This window comes from Bifidobacterium eulemuris, assembly GCF_014898155.1.
GTDB classification, from domain to species: Bacteria; Actinomycetota; Actinomycetes; order Actinomycetales; family Bifidobacteriaceae; genus Bifidobacterium; species Bifidobacterium eulemuris.
This window is the reverse complement of the sequence record NZ_CP062938.1, coordinates 1,739,103-1,760,003: the sequence shown is the minus strand read 5'-3', so window position 1 is coordinate 1,760,003 and position 20,901 is coordinate 1,739,103. Positions and strand designations below refer to the sequence as shown.

Here is a 20,901-nt window from a genome sequence, read left to right as displayed (position 1 = left end):
AATACCCGCATGAGAGTACTGTTCCGATTTCTGAAACCCTATAAGGGCCTGATCGCCGCGACGTTGTTCGCGCTGCTGCTCGACGTGGCGGGCGCGCTGCTCGTGCCCACGATTCTGGCCGAGATGATCAATGTCGGTGCGGACGGAGGCACCGAACACATCCTGCCCATGGGCGTGGCCATGCTCGCCATCACCGTGGTCTCCGGCGCCGGGGCGCTGGGCGGCAGCTACCTGTGCGCCAAACTGTGCGCCAACGTCGGCCGCGATATGCGCGACGCGATCTACGATTCGACGCTGCGGTTCTCCGACGGCGACTTCAAGCGCTTCGGCACCGGTTCGATGATCACGCGCACGCTGAACGACATCAACGTGGTGCAGCAGACCCTGATGATGAGCTTCCAGATGCTCATCCCCGTGCCCATCATGTGCGTGATGGGCATCGCGTTGTCGTTCTCGATCGATGCGATGATGGGATGGGTGCTGCTCGTCGTGGTGCTGGTGGTCGTGGCGCTCACCGCCGCGGCCGTGCTCAAGGCGGCGCCGATTTTCGAGCGTCTGCAGCGCTTCATCGACCGCATGAACACCGTGCTGCGCGAGAACATCACCGGCGTGCGCGTGATCCGCGCCTTCGGCCGCGACCGCCACGAACGCCAGCGGCTCGATACGGCGTTCTCCGACTATGCGACCAGCGCGATCCGGGTGAACACCCTGTTCGCCGGACTCGACAGCTTCTCGTTCTTCCTGATCAATATCGTGATCGTCGCGGTGATGTGGCTCGGCGGCGACCGTGTGGGTGCGCATGCCATGCAGATCGGCGACATCACGGCGTTGATCGAATACGCGGTGCTGATTCTGTTCTACGTCATGATGGCGGGATTCGTGATGTTCATGGTGCCGCGCGCCTTCGTGTGTCTGAATCGCGCCCGCGAGGTCATCGACACCACGCCCGATATCACCGACCCGGAAACCTCCCGCCAGGAGCGGAATGCCGCCGTCGATCCCGCCGTCGAAGCCAAGTCGGACCTTGACCTGGCGCATCCCAAGGTGGCGTGCTTCGACCACCTCACCTTCCGTTTCGCAGACGGTGCCGAAGACACCCTACAGGACCTCACCTTCTCCTGCCGGCGCGGCCAGACCACCGCGATCATCGGCCCCACCGGCTCCGGCAAGTCGACCATCGCCCGCCTGATGTTGCGTCTGATCGACGCGACCGACGGCCGGGTGCTGATCGGCGGACGCGACGTGCGCGACGTGACCCAGCGCGAGCTGCGCGACCGCATCGCCTACGTGCCGCAGAAGGCGTGGCTGTTCTCCGGTACCATCGCCGACAATCTGCGCTACGGCGACGCGAACGCCACCGACGAGGAGCTGTGGCATGCGCTTGATGTGGCGCAGGCCGGATTCGTGCGCGAACTGCCGGACGGGCTGAACACCCGCGTGGCGCAAGGCGGCACGAACTTCTCCGGCGGCCAGCGCCAGCGTCTCGCCATCGCCCGCGCCCTGACCAAAAAAGCCGACCTGACCATCTTCGACGATTCGTTCTCCGCGTTGGACTTCGCCACCGACGCCGCCCTGCGCAAGGCCTTGGCGAGCGAGATGGACGATGCGGCCATGCTGATCATCGCCCAACGTGTGAGCACCATCGTGCACGCCGACCAGATCGTCGTATTGGAGGACGGCAAGGTGCAGGGTCGCGGCACCCACGAGGAACTGATGCGCGACTGCCCGACATACCGCGAAATCGCCTATTCGCAGATGCGTGTCGCCGAGGCGGGAAAGGAGACGGACCGATGAGCCAGACGCAACAGCAGGATATGACGCAGGAATCGCAGATCAACGCCGTCGCGGGCGCCGCGGACGATGAGGAGCTGGAGGTTCCTCGCGACATCAAAGCCACCATCGTCCGCCTGTGGGATGTGGCCAAGGAACAGCATTGGCGCATCTTCGTCGTCTCCGCGTCCATCGTGTGCTATGTGGTGGCCGCGCTGGCCGGACCGATGTACACCGCCTATCTGCTCGACCTGCTGTGGGAGAAGATCCAGGCGGCGTTCACACGCGGCGAAAACTTCCGTATCGGTTGGCACGACGGCGGTATGCAGATCGCCATACTGCTGCTGATCTACACGCTGGAATGGGCGTTCTACTCCACGCAGACCCTCATTATGGCCAGCTTCGCCGAACGCATCAACCTGAAGCTGCGCAACGCCGTGGGCGACAAGCTCACCCGACTGCCGCTGCGCTACTATGACGCGAACCAGCCCGGACGCATCATCAGCCGCGTGACCAACGATCTCGACAAGATGAGCGAGGTCATGCAGACCGGTCTGCTGCGCCTGCTGGTGGCCGTCGGGCAGGTGACCGGCGCCGTGGTGATGATGGTGGTCATCAATGTGTGGCTGGCGTTGGTGTTCGTGGTGTTTGCCGCGTTCTCGATGCTGGTGACGCGTCTGGTCTCGCGCAAGACGCTGGTGCTGGCCGCCGAACGTCAGCGCGCGGTGGGAGTGCTCACCGGCCATGTCGAGGAGGCCTACAGCGGTCGTGCCATCATCCGCTCCTTCAACCAGGAGGGATCGAGCGCCGCGCGCATCCACGAGGCGACGCGCGACGTGGCCGACGCGACGCGACGGGCCGACTTCATGACCAACGCGATCAGCCCCGCCATCCGCCTGATCGTGCGCCTCTCGCAGGTGGCCATCGCGGTGATGGCCGGTCTGATGCTGGCCGCCGGGCAGCTCACCGTGGGTGTGTTCCAGGCGTTCTTCCAATACATCAACCAGGCGAGCGAGCCGCTCACGCAGATGTCGTTCACCATCAACAGCCTGCAATCCGCGCTGGCTTCGGTGGAGCGTGTGTTCGACATCCTCGACGCCGACGAGATCGAGCCTGAGCCGGACGAGCCGGAGACGGTGAGCGAGCCGGTGAGCGGCCGCGTGGACTTCGAGCACGTGCGCTTCGGCTATGACGCGGACCGCCCGCTGATGAAGGACGTGACCTTCACCGCCGAACCCGGCCATCGCACGGCCATCGTGGGCGCGACCGGCGCCGGCAAAACCACGCTGATCAACCTGCTCATGCGCTTCTACGAGATCGACGGCGGGCACATCCGCCTTGACGGTGCGGACACGCACCGCATGAACCGCGCCGACCTGCGTGCCAACTTCGGCATGGTGCTGCAGGACGCGTGGCTGTTCGACGGCACCATCGCCGAGAACATCGCCTACGGGCGGCCCGAGGCGACGCGCGAGGAGATCGTCGCCGCCGCGAAGATGGCGCGCGTGGACTACTTCGTGCGCACGCTGCCCGAGGGCTATGACACCCGCCTGGCGAATGACGCGGAGAACATCAGCCAAGGCCAACGCCAGCTGCTCACCATCGCGCGCGTGATCCTATGCGATCCGAAGATCCTGATCCTCGATGAGGCGACCTCGTCGGTGGACACGCACACCGAGCAGGAGATCGGCAAGGCGATGGACGCGCTGATGCACGGGCGCACGAGCTTCGTGATCGCGCACCGCCTGTCGACCATCGTGGACGCGGACCTGATTCTGGTGATGGACCACGGCACCATCATCGAACAGGGCACGCACCGCGAGCTGTTGGCCGCCGACGGCGCCTACGCCCGCCTCTACAACAGCCAGTTCGCGTAGCGGAAAACGGTTGATAACGACACTTTTTCGCATTTATGGTGCGCGACGCTGTTAGATGTGGAAGAGTCCTTCGCCGTTCTTGACCGTTTGCCCCTCGGAGGTATATCCTTAAGTAGATACATTCGGAAAGGTGGTGGGGATATGGCGACCATTGCGAAGTGGGGCAATAGCGAGGCGATTCGCATTCCTAAAGAGATCCGCGACCAGACCGGATTGCGCGAAGGCAGTGAGGTCACCATCGAAGCCGACGGAGGCAATATCGTCATCAAACCTAAAACCGTCCGTATCACGCGGATTGGCCGATATGCGGTGCCGAATCTCGCAGATCTGTTTGCTGATTACCACGGTGGTTACCAGGCGAAGGAAGACGGATTCGGCGACCCTGTCGGAGCGGAGACGATATGAACGGCTTTCGCAGAGGCGACGTGGTCGCGGCCGATCTTGATCCGTCGTCCGGTCATGAGCAACGCAAACGACGGTATCTGCTCGTGGTGAGCAATGAAAGCTACAATCGAGTATGCAACCTCACCATGGTCTGTCCGATCACTTCAACGGATAATGGATATCCGCTGCATGCGGAAGTCCATCCGATTTCTCCGGATTTGCAGATTGAGGGCTTTGCTCAAGCCGAGCAGTTGAAGGCTCTTGATTTGAAATCCCGTAACGCGCAACTGGTTGGCTATGTGCCGCAGGATGAGTTGGACGTCGTGCTGGAACTGGTGATGGCTTGCTTGGTGTGATTGCCCTGCAGGTTTGGCCTGTCGAACTTCGGAATCGACAACGGCATCCGCTCCATCCCCCTCTATGCGGCCTTCTGCATCCAACCCTGATAGGCATTACGAGCTTCCTCCTGGATTTCATGGATGGTTTGTCTGGTCCTGCGGTGACGGGGGTATAAAATCCGAATCCAAAATGGTGTAAAATCCGAATTGAAAAAGGTGTAAAAACACAAATGGAGACAGTATCGCGGCTGCTGTGCGCGCAATTACAGGCGTGACAGACGATAGATAAACGATGGTGGGGGCAACGGAATGAGTCCGTTGCCCCCACCATCGTTGAGGCGTTATGCGCCAGAGTCCTATGCGTCTGGCGGCAGGATACGTCGATCAGAGCACGCCCTGGGCGACCATCGCGTTGGCGACCTTGACGAAGCCTGCGATGTTGGCGCCAGCCATCAGGTCGCCCTCTTCGCCGTACTCCTTGGCGGCGGCCAGCGACTCGGCCACGATGGACTCCATAATGCCCTTGAGCTTGGCGTCGGTCTCTTCGAAGGTCCAGCTCAGTCGGTAGCTGTTCTGGCTCATCTCCAGACCGGAGACGGCCACGCCGCCGGCGTTCGCGGCCTTGGCCGGGCCATACAGCACGCCGTTCTTCTGATAGACGGCGATGGCCTCCGGAGTGGAGGGCATGTTCGCGCCCTCACACACCACGGTGCAGCCGTTGGCGACCAGCGCCTCGGCGGAGGCCTCATCGATCTCGTTCTGGGTGGCGCAGGGCAGGGCGATGTCACACTTGACGGTCCACACGCCGGCGCAGCCCTCGTGGTACTCGGAGCCGGGCACGCGGTCGGCGTACTCCTTGATGCGGCCGCGGTGGCCAAGCTTGATGTCCTTGACCACATCGAGCTGGATGCCGTTCGGATCGTAGATGTAGCCGTTGGAATCGGAGGCGGTCACGACCTTCGCGCCGAGCTCGGTGGCCTTCTCGGTGGCGAAGATGGCCACGTTGCCGGAGCCGGAGATGGCCACGGTCTTGCCCTCGAAGGAGTCGTTCTTCAGAACGCGCAGGGCCTCCTGCGTGTAATAGCACAGGCCGTAACCGGTGGCTTCGGTGCGGGCGAGCGAGCCGCCGAACTCCAGGCCCTTGCCGGTGAGCACGCCGGAGTACTCGTCGCGGATGCGCTTGTACTGGCCGAAGAGGTAGCCGATCTCGCGGGCGCCCACGTTGATGTCGCCGGCCGGCACGTCGGTGAACTGGCCGATGTGGCGCTGCAGCTCGGTCATGAAGGCCTGGCAGAAGCGCATGACCTCGGCGTCGGACTTACCCTTCGGGTCGAAGTCGGAGCCGCCCTTGCCGCCGCCCATCGGCAGTGTGGTCAGGGAGTTCTTGAGGATCTGCTCGAAACCGAGGAACTTGATGACGCCCTCGTTCACGGTCGGATGGAAGCGCAGGCCGCCCTTGTACGGGCCGATCGCGGAGTTGAACTGCACGCGGTAGCCGCGGTTCACCTGCACCTTGCCGGAGTCGTCGACCCAGGCCACGCGGAACTTCACCACGCGCTCGGGCTCCACGATGCGCTCCAGCACGCCGTTCGCCTCGTACTCCGGATGCTTCTCGATCACGGGCTGCAAGGTGTCCAACACCTCGTACACGGCCTGCAGGAATTCGGGCTGATCGCCGTCGCGCTTGGTGACCTGGTCATACACGCGCTTGACGTACTCGTTGGTAAGCATGCTTGCTCCCTTGGGTTCGGGTTATCAATAAGACGGTTCCGATTGTAAGCGCGCGTGTTCCGCCCGACAAGACCCCGCCCAAATTACGGTATGAGCCTCGCCTTCGGGCCGTGTACAGTGGTCAGCGAGACGGATAAGGAGTTCATCGATGCTGACTGTCGCCATTGTCGAAGATGATGATGCCGCCGCGGACAAGCTGCGCGCCTGCCTCGATATGTTCGCGCAACGCACCGGCAACACATTCGATGTGCGCCGTTTCGTCGAGCCCACTTCGTTCCTGGAAGGCTACAAACCCAGCTGGGACATCGTGTTCATGGACATCGAAATGCCCAATATGGACGGACTGGTCGCCGCCCACCGGCTGCGCGAATTGGACGGCGGGACGGTGCTGATCTTCGTGACGAATATGGCCCAGTTCGCGGCCAAAGGCTATGAGGTGGACGCGCTCGACTACATCATCAAGCCCTTCTCCTATGCCGATTTCGAACGTAAGATCGCCCGCGCGGTCAAATTATGCGACAGCGAATCCGACGATTCGGTCATCATCTCCCAGCGCGGCGGCTCGCAGCGCATCCGCCTGCGCGACGTGTCGTACGTCGAGGTGCGCGGGCACAGCCTGGAATTCCATACGGAGAACGGCGTGGTCGCCGGCACCGGGTCTTTGCAGGAGGCGGAAGCGAAGCTGAAACCCCACGGCTTCCTGCGCTGCGGCAAGCCGTATCTGGTCAACCAGCGCCATATCGACGCCATCAAAGGCAACGAGGTGCGCCTTTCGGACGGCGGATCGCTGCCCATCGGCCGCGCCTTCCGCAAATCCTTCCTGCAGGATCTCGCCGACAACCTCGGCGATGATCGGTGGATGTGAGGCAGGACGCGATGATGCATGATACGGCCGCGCTGTTCGGCACCGGAGATGTGTGGGCACCGCTTGTGGGATTCTTCAACACCGTCGGATTCCTGTTGGAGCTCGTCACGGCGTTGGTGATGTTCGTCTGGCCGCTCGAGCGCCGCCCGCGGTTCGTCTGGCGTGCGGCCGCCGCAATGCTGGTCATGATGGCGGTGTGCATGGTGTGGGATTCCCTAGCGTCCGAAGGCACATGGTGGCTGATTGCACGGTGCTTCCTCATCTACGCGATGTGCTGTGCCGCCTCGCGCGTCTGCTGGCGCGTCAGTTTCACGCAGGCGCTGTTCTATATGGCCGCCGCGGCCGCGCTGCAGCATGCGGTGTACCGTGGCGCGCGCGTGCTCTCCACCAGACTGCACATGGTGTGGGAGGATGCGGCCTGGATCGACACCATCGTGTATGCGGCGCTGGTGGTGCCGTTGTTCGCGCTGGGGTATTGGCTGTTCGCGCGCCCGCTGGTCGGCAAATCCATCGAAGGCGTGGCGAGCGGCCGTATGCTGCTGTTGTTCACCGGCATGGCGATCTGTCTGAACATCTTCACCAACCTGTATCACCATTACGGATCCGGAAGCGTGGCGTTCACGATTTTCTCGCTGTTCGACCTGCTGACATGCGTGTTCATGCTGATGTTGCTGCGCGAAATCGTGGAACATGAGAACGCCGAACGGGACGGCGCGATGCTGCGTCAGCTGATGAACCAGCAGAAGGCGAAACTCGACAGCGACAAGGCGACCATCGACCTGATCAACGTCAAAACGCATGACCTGAAAAGGCAACTCAACCTGCTGGAGAACCGCATTCCGCAGGAGGAGATCGACGATCTGAAATCGCTGGCCGGCATCTACGACGCCACGGTGCGCACCGGCAACGAGACGCTGGATGTGCTGCTGTCGAACCGTTCGCTTGTATGCGAGCAGCGCGGCATCCAATTCGACCGCATCATCGACGGCGAACGATTGGAATTCATGAAGCCCGGCGACATCTATTCGCTGTTCGGCAACGCCGTCGACAACGCGATGGAGGCGGTGGAGCATATCGCCGATGACGGCCGTCGGTGGATCCGCATGACGGTCCGCGCCAACAAGGGCATGGTGGTGATGCATATCGAGAACCCTTATGACGGCGCCTTGACCTTTCGGGACGGATTGCCACAGACGGTCAAAGCCGACAGGCACTACCACGGTTTCGGGCTCAAATCGATGCGCATGGTCGCCGAACAATACGGCGGCGCGCTTTCGGTCAAGGCCGATGAGGGAATCTTCGCGGTGAACGTGGTGCTGCCGATTGAACGATGACATGCGATCGGTGCCGTAAGGCCGGTGGCGTTCGGATCCGACGCATTCTCGATGCAGTTCGTGACTCGAAAAACGTCGGTTGCGCATCGGGCGTTGAGCATGGGGCCGGACTCGGAGAATCTAAGACTACGGCGTGTTTTCGCAGAGGAAAGCACCGTCGCAACGAGATTCAAGGAGGATGAGATGTTCAAACGAACGAACCTATGGCGCGGTCTGACCGCCATCGGTGCGTTGCTTCTCGCGATCGCCATCATGGCGGGATCGATTATGGAGACCTACCGTGTGTCGCTGGACGCGTTCGTCGGCACCCGCAGCCAGCGCACCGTCACCGACCAGTCCGCTGACGAGGGCGACAGCTGGACCTACCAGTCCGAGTTCACCTCGGCCGAGGAGGCTTACAACGGTTGGCGCGACTTCGCTATCGAGGAATCGCAGGAGACGATGGCGCTGCTCAAGAACAGCGACGACGCGCTGCCGATCGCCTCGGACGCGAAGATCACCATGTTCGGCGTGCGCAGCTACGCGCCTGTCTACGGCGGATCCGGCGGTTCCGTCACCGACGGCAACTCCACCGTCGAGATCACGCAGGCCTTCCAGGAGCGCGGCTTCCAGATCAACCCCTCCATGCTGCAGGCCTATGAGACGTATTTCGCGGACAAGGAGTGGACCACCCCGCAGTTCGGTGGCGGCGTCCTGCCGGAATACGCGGAGATCACCAAATACGACGATCCCAGTGAACTCAGCCTGGACGAACTCGCCCAACTGAACCCCGACTACAACTCGCAGTACGGCGAATACAACGACGCCGCCATCGTGGTCGTCGGCCGCCCCGCCGGCGAGAACGGCGACGGCTACTATCCGGGCGAGGAGGGACTCGCGGAGGGCGTGAACACCGTGACCGGCAACATCCTGTCGCTGTCCGACGAGGAGATGGCGCTGGTCGACGAGGCCAAGGCCAACTTCGACAAGGTCATCGTGCTCGTCAACTCCACCAATCCGATGGAGATCGCCAACCTCGAGGACGACCCCGACATCGACGCGATCATGTGGATCGGCTTCCCCGGCGCGTACGGCTTCTACGGCGTGGCCGACATCCTCAACGGCACCGTCTCCCCCTCGGCCCATCTGGGCGACGTGATGGCCAAGAACACGGCCCTCGCGCCGGCGATGGCGAACTACGGCGACATCGCCTGGTCGAACGCCTCCGACTTCTCCGAAGACGCCGCCGTGAACTCCTACCTCATCGAATCCGAAGGCATCTACACCGGCTACCGCTATTACGAAACCCGCTATGCGGATATCGTGATGGGCAACGGCGGCGAGGAGGCCTCGGCGGGCACCTACGCGAACGCGGACGGCACCGTCTCCACCACGGATGGCACGTGGGAGTACGGCAACGAAGTGGTGTACTCCTTCGGACACGGCCTGAGCTACACCACCTTCGAGCAGACGCTCGATTCGGTGGAGATCGCGGGCGATAAGAAGACCGCCACCGTGACCGTGACCGTCGCCAACACCGGCGACGTGGCCGGCAAGTCCGTCGCGCAGGTCTACGCCTCTGTGCCGTACACCGACTACGACAAGGAGAACGGCGTGGAGAAGTCCGCGATCCAGCTTATGGATTTCGAGAAGACCGAAACCCTTGAGCCGGGCGAATCGCAGACGATCACCATGGAGGTGGACCTCGCCAACCTCGCCAGCTACGACGCCTATGGCGCCGAAACCTACATCGTCGATCCGGGCGACTACTACTTCGCCCTCGGCGACGACGCCCACGACGCCCTCAACAACGTGCTTGCTGCCCAGGGCTACACCGAATCCGACGGCATGACCGCCGCGGGCGACGAGTCCAAAACCTACCAGTGGACGTGGGACGGCGACGTCGACGCCGACACCTTCTCGGTGTCCGACAACGGCACGGCCATCACCAACCAGCTCACCGAGGGCGACTACGCGATGGACTACAACGCTTTCGAGGAGGGCATCGTCACCTACCTGACCCGTTCCGACTGGGACGGCACCTTCCCGACCACGTACTCCGGCCTGACTGCCAACGAGCAGGTCTCCGAGCTGCTCAACAACGACTTCATCGAACTGAAGTCCGGCGACGACGTCTCCGACATCACCGTGGGCGACACGTCCAGCGAGCTGACCCTCAACGATATGAAGGGGGCCGACTTCGACGACGAGCGTTGGGACGAACTGGTGGGCAAGGTCTCCGTCGAGGAGTTCATGAGCTTCGCCGAGAACGCCTTCCATGCCATCGGCGCCATCCCCTCCGTCGGCCTGCAGGACATGCTTTCCGACGACGGTCCCGGCGGCTCCGACTCGCACTACCTCAACGAAGGCCAGTATCAGGGCGAGGCGTTCGCGGACGCCAATGACGAGGCCTACGCCGACAAGAGCTCCCGTGTGGCGCCCTCCCCCGTCAACCTCGCCTACAGCTGGAACAAGGAACTCTCCTACCGCAACGGCGAGCTGATCATCGGCGAATCCAGCCTCGTGTTCAACCTGCCGATCATCATCGGACCGGGCATGAACCTGCATCGCCACGCCTACAACACCCGCGGCCACGAGTACTACTCCGAAGATCCGGTGCTTTCCGGCTATGTCGGTTCGGCCGTGGTGCAGGGCGCCCAGTCCAAGGGCACGCTGGTGAACGTCAAGCACGCCGCGTTCAACGACCAGGAGATCAACAGGTCCGGCGTGGCCGTGTTCATGAGCGAGCAGAAGGCCCGCGAGATGGAGCTGCGCAACCTGCAGCAGGCGTTCGAAGCCAAGGGCAAGCCCGCCTCCTTCGAAGCGGACGAGTCCAAGGCCGACACCTACACGCAGGGCGCGCTCGGCGTGATGACCTCCTACAACCGCATCGGCGCGGTCGCGTCCAGTGCGAACGCCGCCGTGATGGTGAACATCATGCGTGGCGAGTGGGGCTTCACCGGCTACAACGTCACCGACTTCACCTCCGTCTCGCCGCATGCCGCCCCCAAGGAGTCGATCCTGGCCGGAACCACCGCGTTCTGCGGCTTCGGCAACCAGGGCGTGAGCTATTGGGACGCCGAAACGCTCAGCGGCGACCGCGATGTGCTGCTCGCCATCCAGCAGGATGTGAAGTACGCCCTGTGGGCGCTGGCCAACTCGAACGCCATGAACGGCGTGAACTCCACCACCCACACCGAAAACGTCATGACCTGGTGGCGCGCGGCCTATATCGCCGCAATCGCCGTGACCGGCGTCGTGACCGCCGCAGGTGTCATCGGCTACACGGTCGTGCGCGTCCGTGGCGCCAAGTCCGTCGCCGCTCCCGCCGGCGCCTCATCCAAGTGAAGGAACTGATATGGCAAAGTCAATCGCATCCCGTGTTCCCGAACTCATCGCGGCTGTCGCGGCGGTGGTCGGACTGGTCGTCTACCTCATCACCTCAACCACCGGCTATCTGGCCGGCAAGGAGATGAACGTGCTGCCCATCGTGTGCACCGTGCTCGCCGTGGTGGCGCTGCTCGCCATGGTCGCGGCCGGCCCCCGCCTGGGTGAGCTGGCCAACGACGCGCTGCTCATCGCCTCCGAGGTGCTGCTGGTCGTCTCGTTCGCGCTGTTCACGCTGGACCGTGTGAGTCTGGCGGCGGATATCTACTTCATCCCCGTCAACTATCCGGCCAGCGAGCAGAGCGCGCTGAACATCTCGCTTGTGGGCGTGGTGGCGTATCTGGTGGCGATCGTGCTGCTGATCGTCAAGGCGTTCACCGCCAAGACCGCGCGCGGCACGGCCTCGATCACCATCGAAGACGGCACGGCGCCTGCCGTGGCCTGACGCGAACACATAACCGAATAGCACGGAGATTCCTCGACTCCGCTTCGCTCCGCTCGGAATGACGAAAGTTGTCCCGAGCGGGCCTTCCTCCTGTCATCCTGAGCGGAGGCGGAGCCGGAGTCGAAGGATCTCCCGTCCCGTCCCTCACTACGAAAGACATACGACCATGAAGCATCTTGATTTCAACGCCGACTGGGCCTGGCGGCATCTCGACACCGACGAGCCGCTTGCTCCGGTCACGCTGCCGCATGACGCGATGATCGGCGAAAAGCGGCACGAACTCGCCCCCAGCGGCCTGAATTCGGGCTGGTTCGAGGGACGCGACTACGAATACGTCAAACGGTTCACGCCCGACGCGAGCCTCGCGGGCCAGACGATAATCCTCGAATTCGAGGGCGTCTACCATAACGCCGAAGTGTGGGTGAACGGCGAACAGGCCATGTTCCGCCCCTACGGCTATACGAACTTCCATGTCGACCTGACCGACCGCGTGCGCGTCGGTGAGGAGAACGAAATCCGCGTCATCGCACGCAATAGCGACCAACCCAACAGCCGCTGGTATTCCGGCGCGGGCATCTACCGCCCGGTCGTGCTGTGGACCGCCCCGCGCGAGCATATCGCCCTGGACGGCGTGAGCGTGCGCACCCTATCCATCGACCCCAAAAACGATTCCGCACGCATCGAAATCACCGTGGAGACCACCGCGCCCGGCGAGGTGCGTGTTCACTGCCAGCCGTTGGGCGAGTCCGATGCGGCCGCCGGCTGCGCAGCGGAGTCGACCTGCGTCACGCGGGAATGCCGCATGACGTTGGACGTGCCCCAAGCGCGCCTGTGGTCGCCCGAACATCCGAACCTGTACGCCGCGCACGTGAGCTATACCGCCGATTCGGGCGCGGCCGACGAACTGGGCGTGACCTTCGGCATCCGCACGGTCGAGTGGGGGGCGAACGGCTTCCTCATCAACGGCGAGCGGGTGATCCTCCAGGGCGCGTGCGTGCACCACGACAACGGCGTGATCGGCGCGTGCTGCTATGCGGACGCCGAGGAGCGCAAGGTGGCGCTGATGAAGGCGCAAGGCTACAACGCCCTGCGATCGGCCCACAACCCCTGCTCCAAGGCCATGCTCGACGCGTGCGACCGGCAGGGCATGCTGATGATGGACGAATACATCGACCACTGGTACATCCACAAAACCCAGCACGACTATGTGGAACATTTCGACCAGTGGTGGCGGCGGGATCTCGCGGACATGGTGACGAAGGACCGCAACCATCCCAGCGTCATCATGTACTCCACCGGCAACGAGGTGTCGGAGACCGCGCAGAAACGCGGCATCGCGCTCACCCAGGCGATGACCGACCATCTGCATGAGCTCGACCCCACGCGCCCCGTGACCTGCGGTGTGAACATCTTCTTCAATTTCCTGAGCTCCGTGGGTTTCGGCCAGTATTCCGACAAGAAGGCCGCCAAGGAGGCCGAGGCCGCAGAAAAGCAGCTCGCCGCAGGTGTCGCGCCCAAGAAGCACAAGGCGGTCGGCTCCGAATTCTTCAACAATATGGCCGGACTGTTCGGCGCGGACTTCATGAAAACCGGCGCGACCCTGCCGTTCTGCGACTGGGTGACGCGCGACGCCTACGCCGCCATGGACGTGGCCGGCTACAACTACGGCATCAAGCGTTACCGTCACGATTTGAAGAAGTATCCCGAACGGCTGATCCTCGGTTCGGAAACCTTCTGCTCGGACGCCTACCGGTTCCGTGAGATGGCGAAGCGCAACCCGCGCCTCGTCGGCGATTTCGTGTGGGCCGGCATGGACTATATGGGCGAAACCGGCGTCGGCGCGTGGGAATACGAGGATTACGCGACGCTCGACATCGGATTCGGCTGGCTCACCGCCGGATCGGGGCGTGTGGATCTGACCGGCAAGCCGCTGGGCGAGGCGCTGTACACGCGCGTGGCGTTGGAGGCCGAGCCTGGGCCGTATCTGGCCGTCTGCCCCGTGAACCACACAGGCGACAAGCATTCCCCTAGCGCGTGGAAGATGAGTAACGCCACCGATTCGTGGAGCTGGAACGGGTGCGAAGGCCGTGCCGCGAACGTCGAAGTGTATGCGCGCGCCGCCTCGGTGGCGCTGGTGCTCAACGGGCGTGAAGTTGGGCGCAAGGCTTTGCGGGACGATTGCGTGGCCCGCTTCTCGTGCACGTACGAGCCCGGCACGCTCGAAGCGGTGAGCTATGACGCCTCCGGGCGCGAGATCGGCCGTCGCGCGCTGACCAGTGCCTCGGCCGCCACCGAACTGCGCGCCGATGTCGAATACGCGGGGCGCGAGCTGACCTTCGTGCGTGTGAGGTATACCGACGAGCACGGCATCGTCAAGCCGCTCGAACGCGGCACCCTGCGCGCCAGCGTCGCCGGAGGCGAACTGCTCGGCTTCGGTTGCGCGGCGCCGTTCAATAAGGGCAGCTTCGTCACCGGAGAAACCGGCACCTACTACGGCGAGGCGCTGGCCGTGGTGCGCGCGGACCATGCCGACCGTGCCGGAGAGGCGGCCGGAGCACCCGCCGTCCTCACCATCACCGACGGCACCCACACCGCCGAACTCACCATCGCAGGCGAATAACGAAAGGACCCATCATGTCGGTGCATGAATCGACCGATTCCCAGCAGAGCGTCGCCACGCGGCCGACCAATCCACTCGCCGCATGGTGGGAGCGGTTCGGCGCGAAACACAAGCTCGTCGCGCAGTTCGTGATGTTCTACGCGTTCTCGATGTTCGTCACCGTGCTGCAATACGTGATGCTCACATTCCTGCCCGACCTGTTCTACCGGTTCACCGACTGGTGCGAGATTCCCGCGCAGCTCATTCACTTGCAGCTCGGACCGGTTGACACGTATGTGTTCGACTATCCGGTGACCGGCGACGCGACCGGCGGCATGGGGTATTTCGCGGCGTTCGCGATCACGCTGTTCGTCGCGCAATGCGTGAACTTCCCGATGCAGCGCAACATCACTTTCAAATCGAAGGGCAATGTGTGGTATCAGATCGCCTGGTATGTGGTGGCGTTCGTGCTCATCACCATCGTGTGCAGCTTCCTGATGGGGCTGTATGTGCCGCTGTGCAAGCAGTTCTTCCCGCCCGCCGTCTACAACATCCTCATCACCGTGATCAACGGCGGCGTGCAGATGGTCATCTACTTCCCCATCTACAAAATCATCTTCCCCGAAGGCGATGCGAAAGGCGAGGCGAAATAACGCTGGATTCTCGACTCATCCGCGCGCCATTCGACCCGGTTTCGAGTTTGGTGTGGCGGGGTGTTGGGCCGGGCTTGAGTAGAACGATTGATTTTTGAGTTTGGTGTGCGAAATCGGCATTGCCTGGCGAATCCGACACACCAAACTCGATTTCGCTCTGTTGAAGACGGGATTGAATGAGAAAGGGACGCCCCTTCTGGGGCGTCCCTGATTGCAATGAGAGAGAAGGAGTTACTGTTTGTCGGCGTAGTCGTCTGACTGTACGGTGACCACCGCCTGCTTGCGGCGACGCAGTATGCTGATCGTGGCGGCAGCGCACAAGGCCACCACGCCGATCGTCACCACGCCGTCAAGCGCGTACACGCCCCAGCGCCACAACGGAGTCACCTTGACGATTGTGGAGTTGGCAGACAAGCCGTTCATCGCGTTCGAGCGAGACAGCGCGTAGCTGATGTTCTTCGCAGCGTGCTGCATGTTGGCCACCACGCCGTCGGTCATCTCCGCGTCCGACAGCTTCCACAGCTCGTTGTCGGTGTTGAGCCACAGATCCGTGCCGGCCTCCAGACCTTCGCGCAGATCTTCATAGGCGAACACTGAATACGAGGCCTGGTCGGTGACCACGAAGCCCTTGAAGCCCCACTCGTCACGCAGTGTGTTGGTCAGCAGGCCCTTATGGCCGCCGGTCCAACGTGAGCCGATGCGGTTCATCGAAGCCATCATCGCAGAAGCACCACCGTTGCGGACGGACATCTCAAACGGCTTCAGATACAGCTGGCGCACAGTCTGCTCGTTGGCGAACACCGCCAGTCCCATACGGTTGATTTCCTGGTCGTTGAGTGCGAAATGCTTCACCGTGGAGACCACGCCCTTCGAAGCCGCCCCGGCCACGACCTGCGCGCACAGGTCGCCTGAAAGGAACGAATCCTCGGAGAAGTACTCGAACGCTCGTCCGCCGTAGGGGGAACGGTGGATGTTGCAGGCCGGGCCATACCACACAGCCACGTTGAGGGCGATGCTGTCCTCGCCGATCGCGGCACCGAATCGTTCGGCCAAGTCGGCGTTCCAAGTCGCGGCGATCACCACTTCGGGCGGATATCCCATGCCGTTTTCGCCGCCGACCAGCGTGGAGGAGATGCCGGCGGGGCCGTCCTTGTCCACTGTGGCCGGGAGCTGGGTGGAATCCACAGACTTGGTGGCGTAGCCACCGACGCGCACCAGCTCGTCGAGCTCGTCGACGCTCATCTGCTCGATCAGTGCGTTCCAAGCATCGTCGTCATAGTCGGTGTCCATCAGCATGGACACGTTGAGTTCTCCGTACGAAGAATTCTCCGCGTCGGTGACAGGCTCGGATTCCGGTTCGGTGGTGGTTGTGTCGACGGCCAGTGCGTTCACGAACTCCTGCGGCGCCTGCCAAGTGCCGTCGGCATAGGTTTCGGGCCAAGTGCCGGTCCAATCGGAACGGCTCAAATAGGTGAAGGAGTCGTCGTAGGCGGTGAGGTCCACATCTTCAAACTGGTTGGTAATCGCATTGCCTGTGGCCGCGGAGGTGGCGTAGGTGGTGTTGTCCTGCGTGCGCACGGTGGTCGAGGCGGCGAACGAGGCATCGCCTTCGGCATCCATGCCATCTTCGGTGTCGAAGCCCTTGGCCGCCAGAATGTTGTTCAGCGCCTCATGCACGTCGCTGCCGGCCGCGAAGTAGTAGTCGCCCGCATCGACGATGTAGGTGCCTTCGCCTTCGGCGTCGTAGACCTTCATCGACTCCTTGTCGACATGCACGGTGACGGTTTCGCTTTCACCGGGCTCGATTTCACCAGTTTTGGCGTAGCCGACCAGTTCGGCCGAGGCTTTCTCGATGCCGTTGGACTTGTCGTAATCGGTGTAGGGCGACTGCATATAGACCTGCACCACATCCTTGCCGGCCACGTCACCGGTGTTCGTGACCGTCACGGATATATCGAAGCCATCATCGGTTTCGCTCATCTTGTAGTCGCTCCACTCGAAATCGGTATAGCTCAGGCCGTAGCCGAATGGATACGCCACCTGCGTGGTGTAGTCATAGTTCGCGGCATCCTCGTTGCCGAGCACCACATCCTCATAGCGGGTCTCGTAGTACCGGTAGCCCACGTAGATGCTTTCGGCATAGGTCATGTAGTTGGTGGAGAAAGCTTCGGAGCTGTTGGCGATGGTATACGATCCGGAGTTCGCCATAGACGGCGCGGATGCCAGATCGGTCGCGTAGGTGTCGGGCAGATGTCCGGAGGGATTCACGGTGCCGTTGAGCACCTCGCCCACCGCAGTGGCACCGGTCTGGCCGAGCGCGCCGATCCACAGCACCGCGTCGACATCGTCGCTTTCCAGCGCCTCCAGTTCCATCGGGTTGGACGTGTTCAACAGCACCACCACGGTGTCAAAATGGTCAGCAGCCATCTCAAGCATCGCGCGCTCGTCGTCGTCCAACTGCAGGTAGGTGTAGCCCGACGTCAACGGCTCGGAAGGCAGATCCTGGCTTTCGCTGCCGGAACGGCCGATCACCACCACGGCGGCATCGTTGTAGGAGGCGAAGGAATCGAGCACCTCATCCGTATACACGTCGACCGGCACCTCGTTCACCGCAAACTCGCCCTCGCCATACGAATTGGTGGCGGTTTTGCGGTAGTCCTTGCCCGCACCATTCTCGTAGAAATCAGCCAACGTCTGGTTCACATCGAAACCGGCATCCTCGAAGGACTGCAACAACGTACCTGCCTTGGAAGCATCGATGGAACCGGCACCGCCGCCTCCGTACACCGGATCGACGGAATTCTGCCCCAGGACGGAGATCTTCGCGCCATTGGCCAGCGGTAGCGCGTCGTTCTCGTTCTTCAGCAGCGTCGCGCCCTCGCGTGTGATATCCGTGCCGATTTCACCCAACGCAGCCTCGCGCTCCTCGTCGGAGGCGTAATCGGACGTGAAATGCTCGGTGGTCTCATCCTCCGCCGACACCACTTTGGAGGTCGGCTGGTTGAAATATACCGAAATCAGATCTGAGTATTTGTTGGCGTACACATTGCCGATGGCCGTCGCTACCGCCAGAATGACCGCGATGACGATCATGCTTATGGAAACCGGCAACGGCAGTGGCTTCCTGCTTTTATGCTGCGAATCGTTCATGATTCACTCCTTGCTCTCATAGCGGCTTCCTTCATTGGAAGCGGACGATGTCATCGTAAAAACAAGCGCGGCAAGTAATGTCCGCCTTGTCGCGAACAACCGTTTTTGGGCGTGAACACCCTATCTGGAGCATGATTCGCACAGCTGGCAGCCGCTACGATGGTTGGTGTTGACATTGACTCATGCCAAAGGAGGTGGGAGACGGTGCCGGAGAGCATGCGCGTCGCCATTGCGGACGATGAGGAACGGATGCGGGAGACTCTGCGCGACTATTGCGCGCGTTATGCGGATGAGCACGCCCTGCGACTGGAAGTCGACGATTTTTCCAGCGGCGACGCGCTGCTGCTCGACTACCAGCGCGGGCGGTACGACATGCTGCTGTTGGACGTGGAGATGCCGGGGGCCGACGGACTGGACACCGCGCGTCGAATCCGCATGCAGGACGGGGATGTGACCATCGTGTTCGTCACCAACATGGCGCAGTATGCGATCAACGGCTATGAGGTGGCGGCCGCGGACTATGTGCTCAAGCCGCTGTCGTACTACGATTTTGCGCTGAAATTCACCAAAGCGAGGCGTTTGTCGCAAGGCAGGGCCGATACGGTGATCGCCATCGATACCGTCGACGGCATGCGTTCGGTTTCGGTGGGCGATATTCATTACGTCGAAGTGTTGGGGCATTACCTGCTGTTCCATACGGCCGAAGGCGTGCATAAGGCGCGGGGCGTGATCACCGGCCAGACGGAGACACTGACACCCTACGGTTTCTATCGCATCCACAAAAGCTTTCTTGTGAATCTGCGGCATATCGATACCCTCACCGCCTCGACCGTCACATGCGCGGGAGCGACGCTTCCGGTCGGCAGAACCTATAAAGCCGGACTGATGCAGGCCTATCTCACGGTGATGAGCGGCAGGTCGCTATGAGTGATTTGTCCGTTTTGAATCTGGACACTGTATGCACGTTCTTCAGTTCGTTCCGCTTCGTGTTCACCGTACTGATCGCAGGATGGATTTTCGTGCGAGATATACCGAAACGTCGCTGGTACTGGTGGCGTTTGGCGGCCTGTGTGATGCCGGGAGTCGCCTTATCCATGATTCATCCGATTGGATTGGTCTACACTTCCGCTGACGGTTGGACAGGCATCAGTCCATTCTTGTTCGCGCGTCTGTGGATATTCCTGACTTTCCTGTGGGCGTTGCTGACCATCGTGTGCTGCCGTGACATCTCTTGGACGAATGCGATGTCACGTTGGCTGCTTGGCGTGTGTGTGGAGCGTTTCGTCACCGCATTTGTGCATAACTGGCTGTTCGTGGTGCTGTTGCCGCAGTTCAGCGACCAGCATCCGCTGGCCTATATGGCGATTTGCGTAGTTATCTACGCGCTGTTCTTCGCATTGGCCAGCCGGTTCGTCGCACCGGTTTTCAATCGCGATATCGTTCCCTCTGGGCAGGAGGATTGGCGCCTGTGCGTGCTGTATGTGGTGAACTACACCATACTCAGCGCCATATCCGGCATTTCCATGAGCGTCAACGAGCGGCATGTGCCGAATCTGCTCGCACGAATCGGTTCCGATGAGGGATTGGCTGTCATCCAGCGGTTCAGCGCCACTACAGCCGGTGTGATCGCCATTGTGATCCTCGTGTTCCAGTACACGATCTATCACATTACGGAATTGCAACAGGAAAGCGCCATGCTCAATCTGCTGGCCGAACAAAAGACGAAGCAATATCGCACGCTTAGCGAGAACATCGATTTCATCAACCACAAAACGCATGACCTCAAACACCAAGTGGCAGCATTGGAATTCGCCGGCGATGAGCGACGCACGCAGATGGTGCGCGAGGTGCAACAGGCGTTGAATCTTTATGATTCGATTGCTAATACGGGTAGCGAGGCGTTGGATGCGTTGGTCACCGAGCGGAACTTTTTCTGCACACAGCACGACGTTCGACTTTCCTGCATGCTTGGTGGCTGCGATTGGGATGCTGTCGATGTGGTGGATCTGTACACCATCATCGGCAACGCACTTGATAACGCCATCGATTATGTGATGCGGTTCGACGATGCCGACAAGCGTGTGGTGTCCGCCAGCGCGCGGCAGCGTGGCGATCTTATCGTCATATCCGTCGACAACCACTTCGAGGGAACTGTCGAGATGCGGGACGGTCTGCCCGTAACCACCAAGGCCGATGCCGCTTCGCATGGCCTCGGTCTCAAAAGCATCCGCCATATCGCCCGGCGTTACGGCGGTGACATCCTGGTTGCCGCCGAACCGCCGGTGTTCACTGTGCAGATTTCTCTTGTTGCCTCGCGATCGTGATTCCGCCGTTGCGGACTGGGTTGTTCGGCTTCGTTCGTGCTGATGGGGGCGTTTTGGGAGCGGAT

14 protein-coding genes are annotated in these 20,901 nt (G+C 61.8%); 12 read left to right on the top strand and 2 right to left on the bottom strand.

Annotated features, from left to right (window positions below; translation table 11 throughout):
• Positions 1-9 precede the first annotated feature (9 nt).
• The 4 genes from BE0216_RS07575 (at position 10) to BE0216_RS07560 (ending at position 4,387) form a co-directional block, all read left to right on the top strand.
• Positions 10-1,794: an ABC transporter ATP-binding protein gene (locus tag BE0216_RS07575; RefSeq protein ID WP_094637504.1), complete on the top strand. Its 1,785-nt coding sequence runs from the start codon at positions 10-12 to the stop codon at positions 1,792-1,794.
• Entirely contained in the window at positions 1,791-3,647 is a 1,857-nt protein-coding gene (locus tag BE0216_RS07570; protein WP_094637505.1) for an ABC transporter ATP-binding protein, read from the top strand. Before BE0216_RS07575 ends, BE0216_RS07570 begins: the two co-directional genes overlap by 4 nt.
• A gap of 141 nt (positions 3,648-3,788) precedes the next feature.
• Positions 3,789-4,052 (top strand): AbrB/MazE/SpoVT family DNA-binding domain-containing protein, encoded by a 264-nt coding sequence (locus BE0216_RS07565; RefSeq protein ID WP_072724418.1) that lies wholly within the window; start codon positions 3,789-3,791, stop codon positions 4,050-4,052.
• Entirely contained in the window at positions 4,049-4,387 is a 339-nt protein-coding gene (locus tag BE0216_RS07560) for a type II toxin-antitoxin system PemK/MazF family toxin (protein ID WP_094637506.1), read from the top strand. The genes BE0216_RS07565 and BE0216_RS07560 overlap by 4 nt, the downstream gene beginning before the upstream one ends.
• Positions 4,388-4,753: 366 nt before the next feature.
• Here the strand turns inward: BE0216_RS07560 and gdhA are convergent, their stop codons facing one another.
• Entirely contained in the window at positions 4,754-6,100 is a 1,347-nt protein-coding gene (gene gdhA, locus BE0216_RS07555) for an NADP-specific glutamate dehydrogenase (RefSeq protein ID WP_072724414.1), read from the bottom strand.
• 148 nt (positions 6,101-6,248) lie between these two features.
• Here gdhA and BE0216_RS07550 point away from each other — a divergent pair, with 148 nt between their 5' ends.
• From BE0216_RS07550 to BE0216_RS07525, 6 genes are all read left to right on the top strand, one after another.
• Positions 6,249-6,965: a LytR/AlgR family response regulator transcription factor gene (locus BE0216_RS07550; protein WP_094637507.1), complete on the top strand. Its 717-nt coding sequence runs from the start codon at positions 6,249-6,251 to the stop codon at positions 6,963-6,965.
• A gap of 11 nt (positions 6,966-6,976) precedes the next feature.
• Positions 6,977-8,299, top strand: a complete 1,323-nt coding sequence (locus BE0216_RS07545) for a sensor histidine kinase (RefSeq protein WP_226805736.1) — start codon at positions 6,977-6,979, stop codon at positions 8,297-8,299.
• Between the two features lie 183 nt (positions 8,300-8,482).
• Positions 8,483-11,626: a glycoside hydrolase family 3 protein gene (locus tag BE0216_RS07540; RefSeq protein WP_094637508.1), complete on the top strand. Its 3,144-nt coding sequence runs from the start codon at positions 8,483-8,485 to the stop codon at positions 11,624-11,626.
• A 10-nt stretch (positions 11,627-11,636) separates the two neighbouring features.
• Entirely contained in the window at positions 11,637-12,110 is a 474-nt protein-coding gene (locus BE0216_RS07535; protein ID WP_094637509.1) for a hypothetical protein, read from the top strand.
• 166 nt (positions 12,111-12,276) lie between these two features.
• Entirely contained in the window at positions 12,277-14,730 is a 2,454-nt protein-coding gene (locus tag BE0216_RS07530) for a glycoside hydrolase family 2 TIM barrel-domain containing protein (RefSeq protein ID WP_094637510.1), read from the top strand.
• 14 nt (positions 14,731-14,744) lie between these two features.
• On the top strand, positions 14,745-15,362 hold the full coding sequence (locus tag BE0216_RS07525; RefSeq protein ID WP_094637511.1) for a hypothetical protein: 618 nt from the start codon (positions 14,745-14,747) through the stop codon (positions 15,360-15,362).
• A 231-nt stretch (positions 15,363-15,593) separates the two neighbouring features.
• On the opposite strand, the gene BE0216_RS07520 is transcribed toward BE0216_RS07525, so the two are convergent.
• Entirely contained in the window at positions 15,594-18,512 is a 2,919-nt protein-coding gene (locus BE0216_RS07520) for a glycoside hydrolase family 3 C-terminal domain-containing protein (protein WP_094637512.1), read from the bottom strand.
• Positions 18,513-18,716: 204 nt separating this feature from the next.
• Here BE0216_RS07520 and BE0216_RS07515 point away from each other — a divergent pair, with 204 nt between their 5' ends.
• Together BE0216_RS07515 and BE0216_RS07510 are read left to right on the top strand one after the other, a co-directional pair.
• Complete coding sequence (locus BE0216_RS07515) at positions 18,717-19,439, top strand: LytR/AlgR family response regulator transcription factor (protein WP_226805735.1); 723 nt, start codon at positions 18,717-18,719, stop codon at positions 19,437-19,439.
• Positions 19,436-20,836: an ATP-binding protein gene (locus BE0216_RS07510; protein ID WP_094637514.1), complete on the top strand. Its 1,401-nt coding sequence runs from the start codon at positions 19,436-19,438 to the stop codon at positions 20,834-20,836. Before BE0216_RS07515 ends, BE0216_RS07510 begins: the two co-directional genes overlap by 4 nt.
• Positions 20,837-20,901 lie beyond the last annotated feature (65 nt).

Coding starts and splice junctions, on each gene's coding strand:
- BE0216_RS07570 (WP_094637505.1), top strand. CDS start 1,791: ATGAGCCAGACGCAACAGCAGGATATGACGCAGGAATCGCAGATCAAC.
- BE0216_RS07550 (WP_094637507.1), top strand. CDS start 6,249: ATGCTGACTGTCGCCATTGTCGAAGATGATGATGCCGCCGCGGACAAG.
- BE0216_RS07535 (WP_094637509.1), top strand. CDS start 11,637: ATGGCAAAGTCAATCGCATCCCGTGTTCCCGAACTCATCGCGGCTGTC.
- BE0216_RS07520 (WP_094637512.1), bottom strand. CDS start 18,512: ATGAACGATTCGCAGCATAAAAGCAGGAAGCCACTGCCGTTGCCGGTT.
- BE0216_RS07540 (WP_094637508.1), top strand. CDS start 8,483: ATGTTCAAACGAACGAACCTATGGCGCGGTCTGACCGCCATCGGTGCG.
- BE0216_RS07565 (WP_072724418.1), top strand. CDS start 3,789: ATGGCGACCATTGCGAAGTGGGGCAATAGCGAGGCGATTCGCATTCCT.
- BE0216_RS07560 (WP_094637506.1), top strand. CDS start 4,049: ATGAACGGCTTTCGCAGAGGCGACGTGGTCGCGGCCGATCTTGATCCG.
- BE0216_RS07575 (WP_094637504.1), top strand. CDS start 10: ATGAGAGTACTGTTCCGATTTCTGAAACCCTATAAGGGCCTGATCGCC.
- gdhA (WP_072724414.1), bottom strand. CDS start 6,100: ATGCTTACCAACGAGTACGTCAAGCGCGTGTATGACCAGGTCACCAAG.
- BE0216_RS07525 (WP_094637511.1), top strand. CDS start 14,745: ATGTCGGTGCATGAATCGACCGATTCCCAGCAGAGCGTCGCCACGCGG.
- BE0216_RS07530 (WP_094637510.1), top strand. CDS start 12,277: ATGAAGCATCTTGATTTCAACGCCGACTGGGCCTGGCGGCATCTCGAC.
- BE0216_RS07545 (WP_226805736.1), top strand. CDS start 6,977: ATGATGCATGATACGGCCGCGCTGTTCGGCACCGGAGATGTGTGGGCA.
- BE0216_RS07510 (WP_094637514.1), top strand. CDS start 19,436: ATGAGTGATTTGTCCGTTTTGAATCTGGACACTGTATGCACGTTCTTC.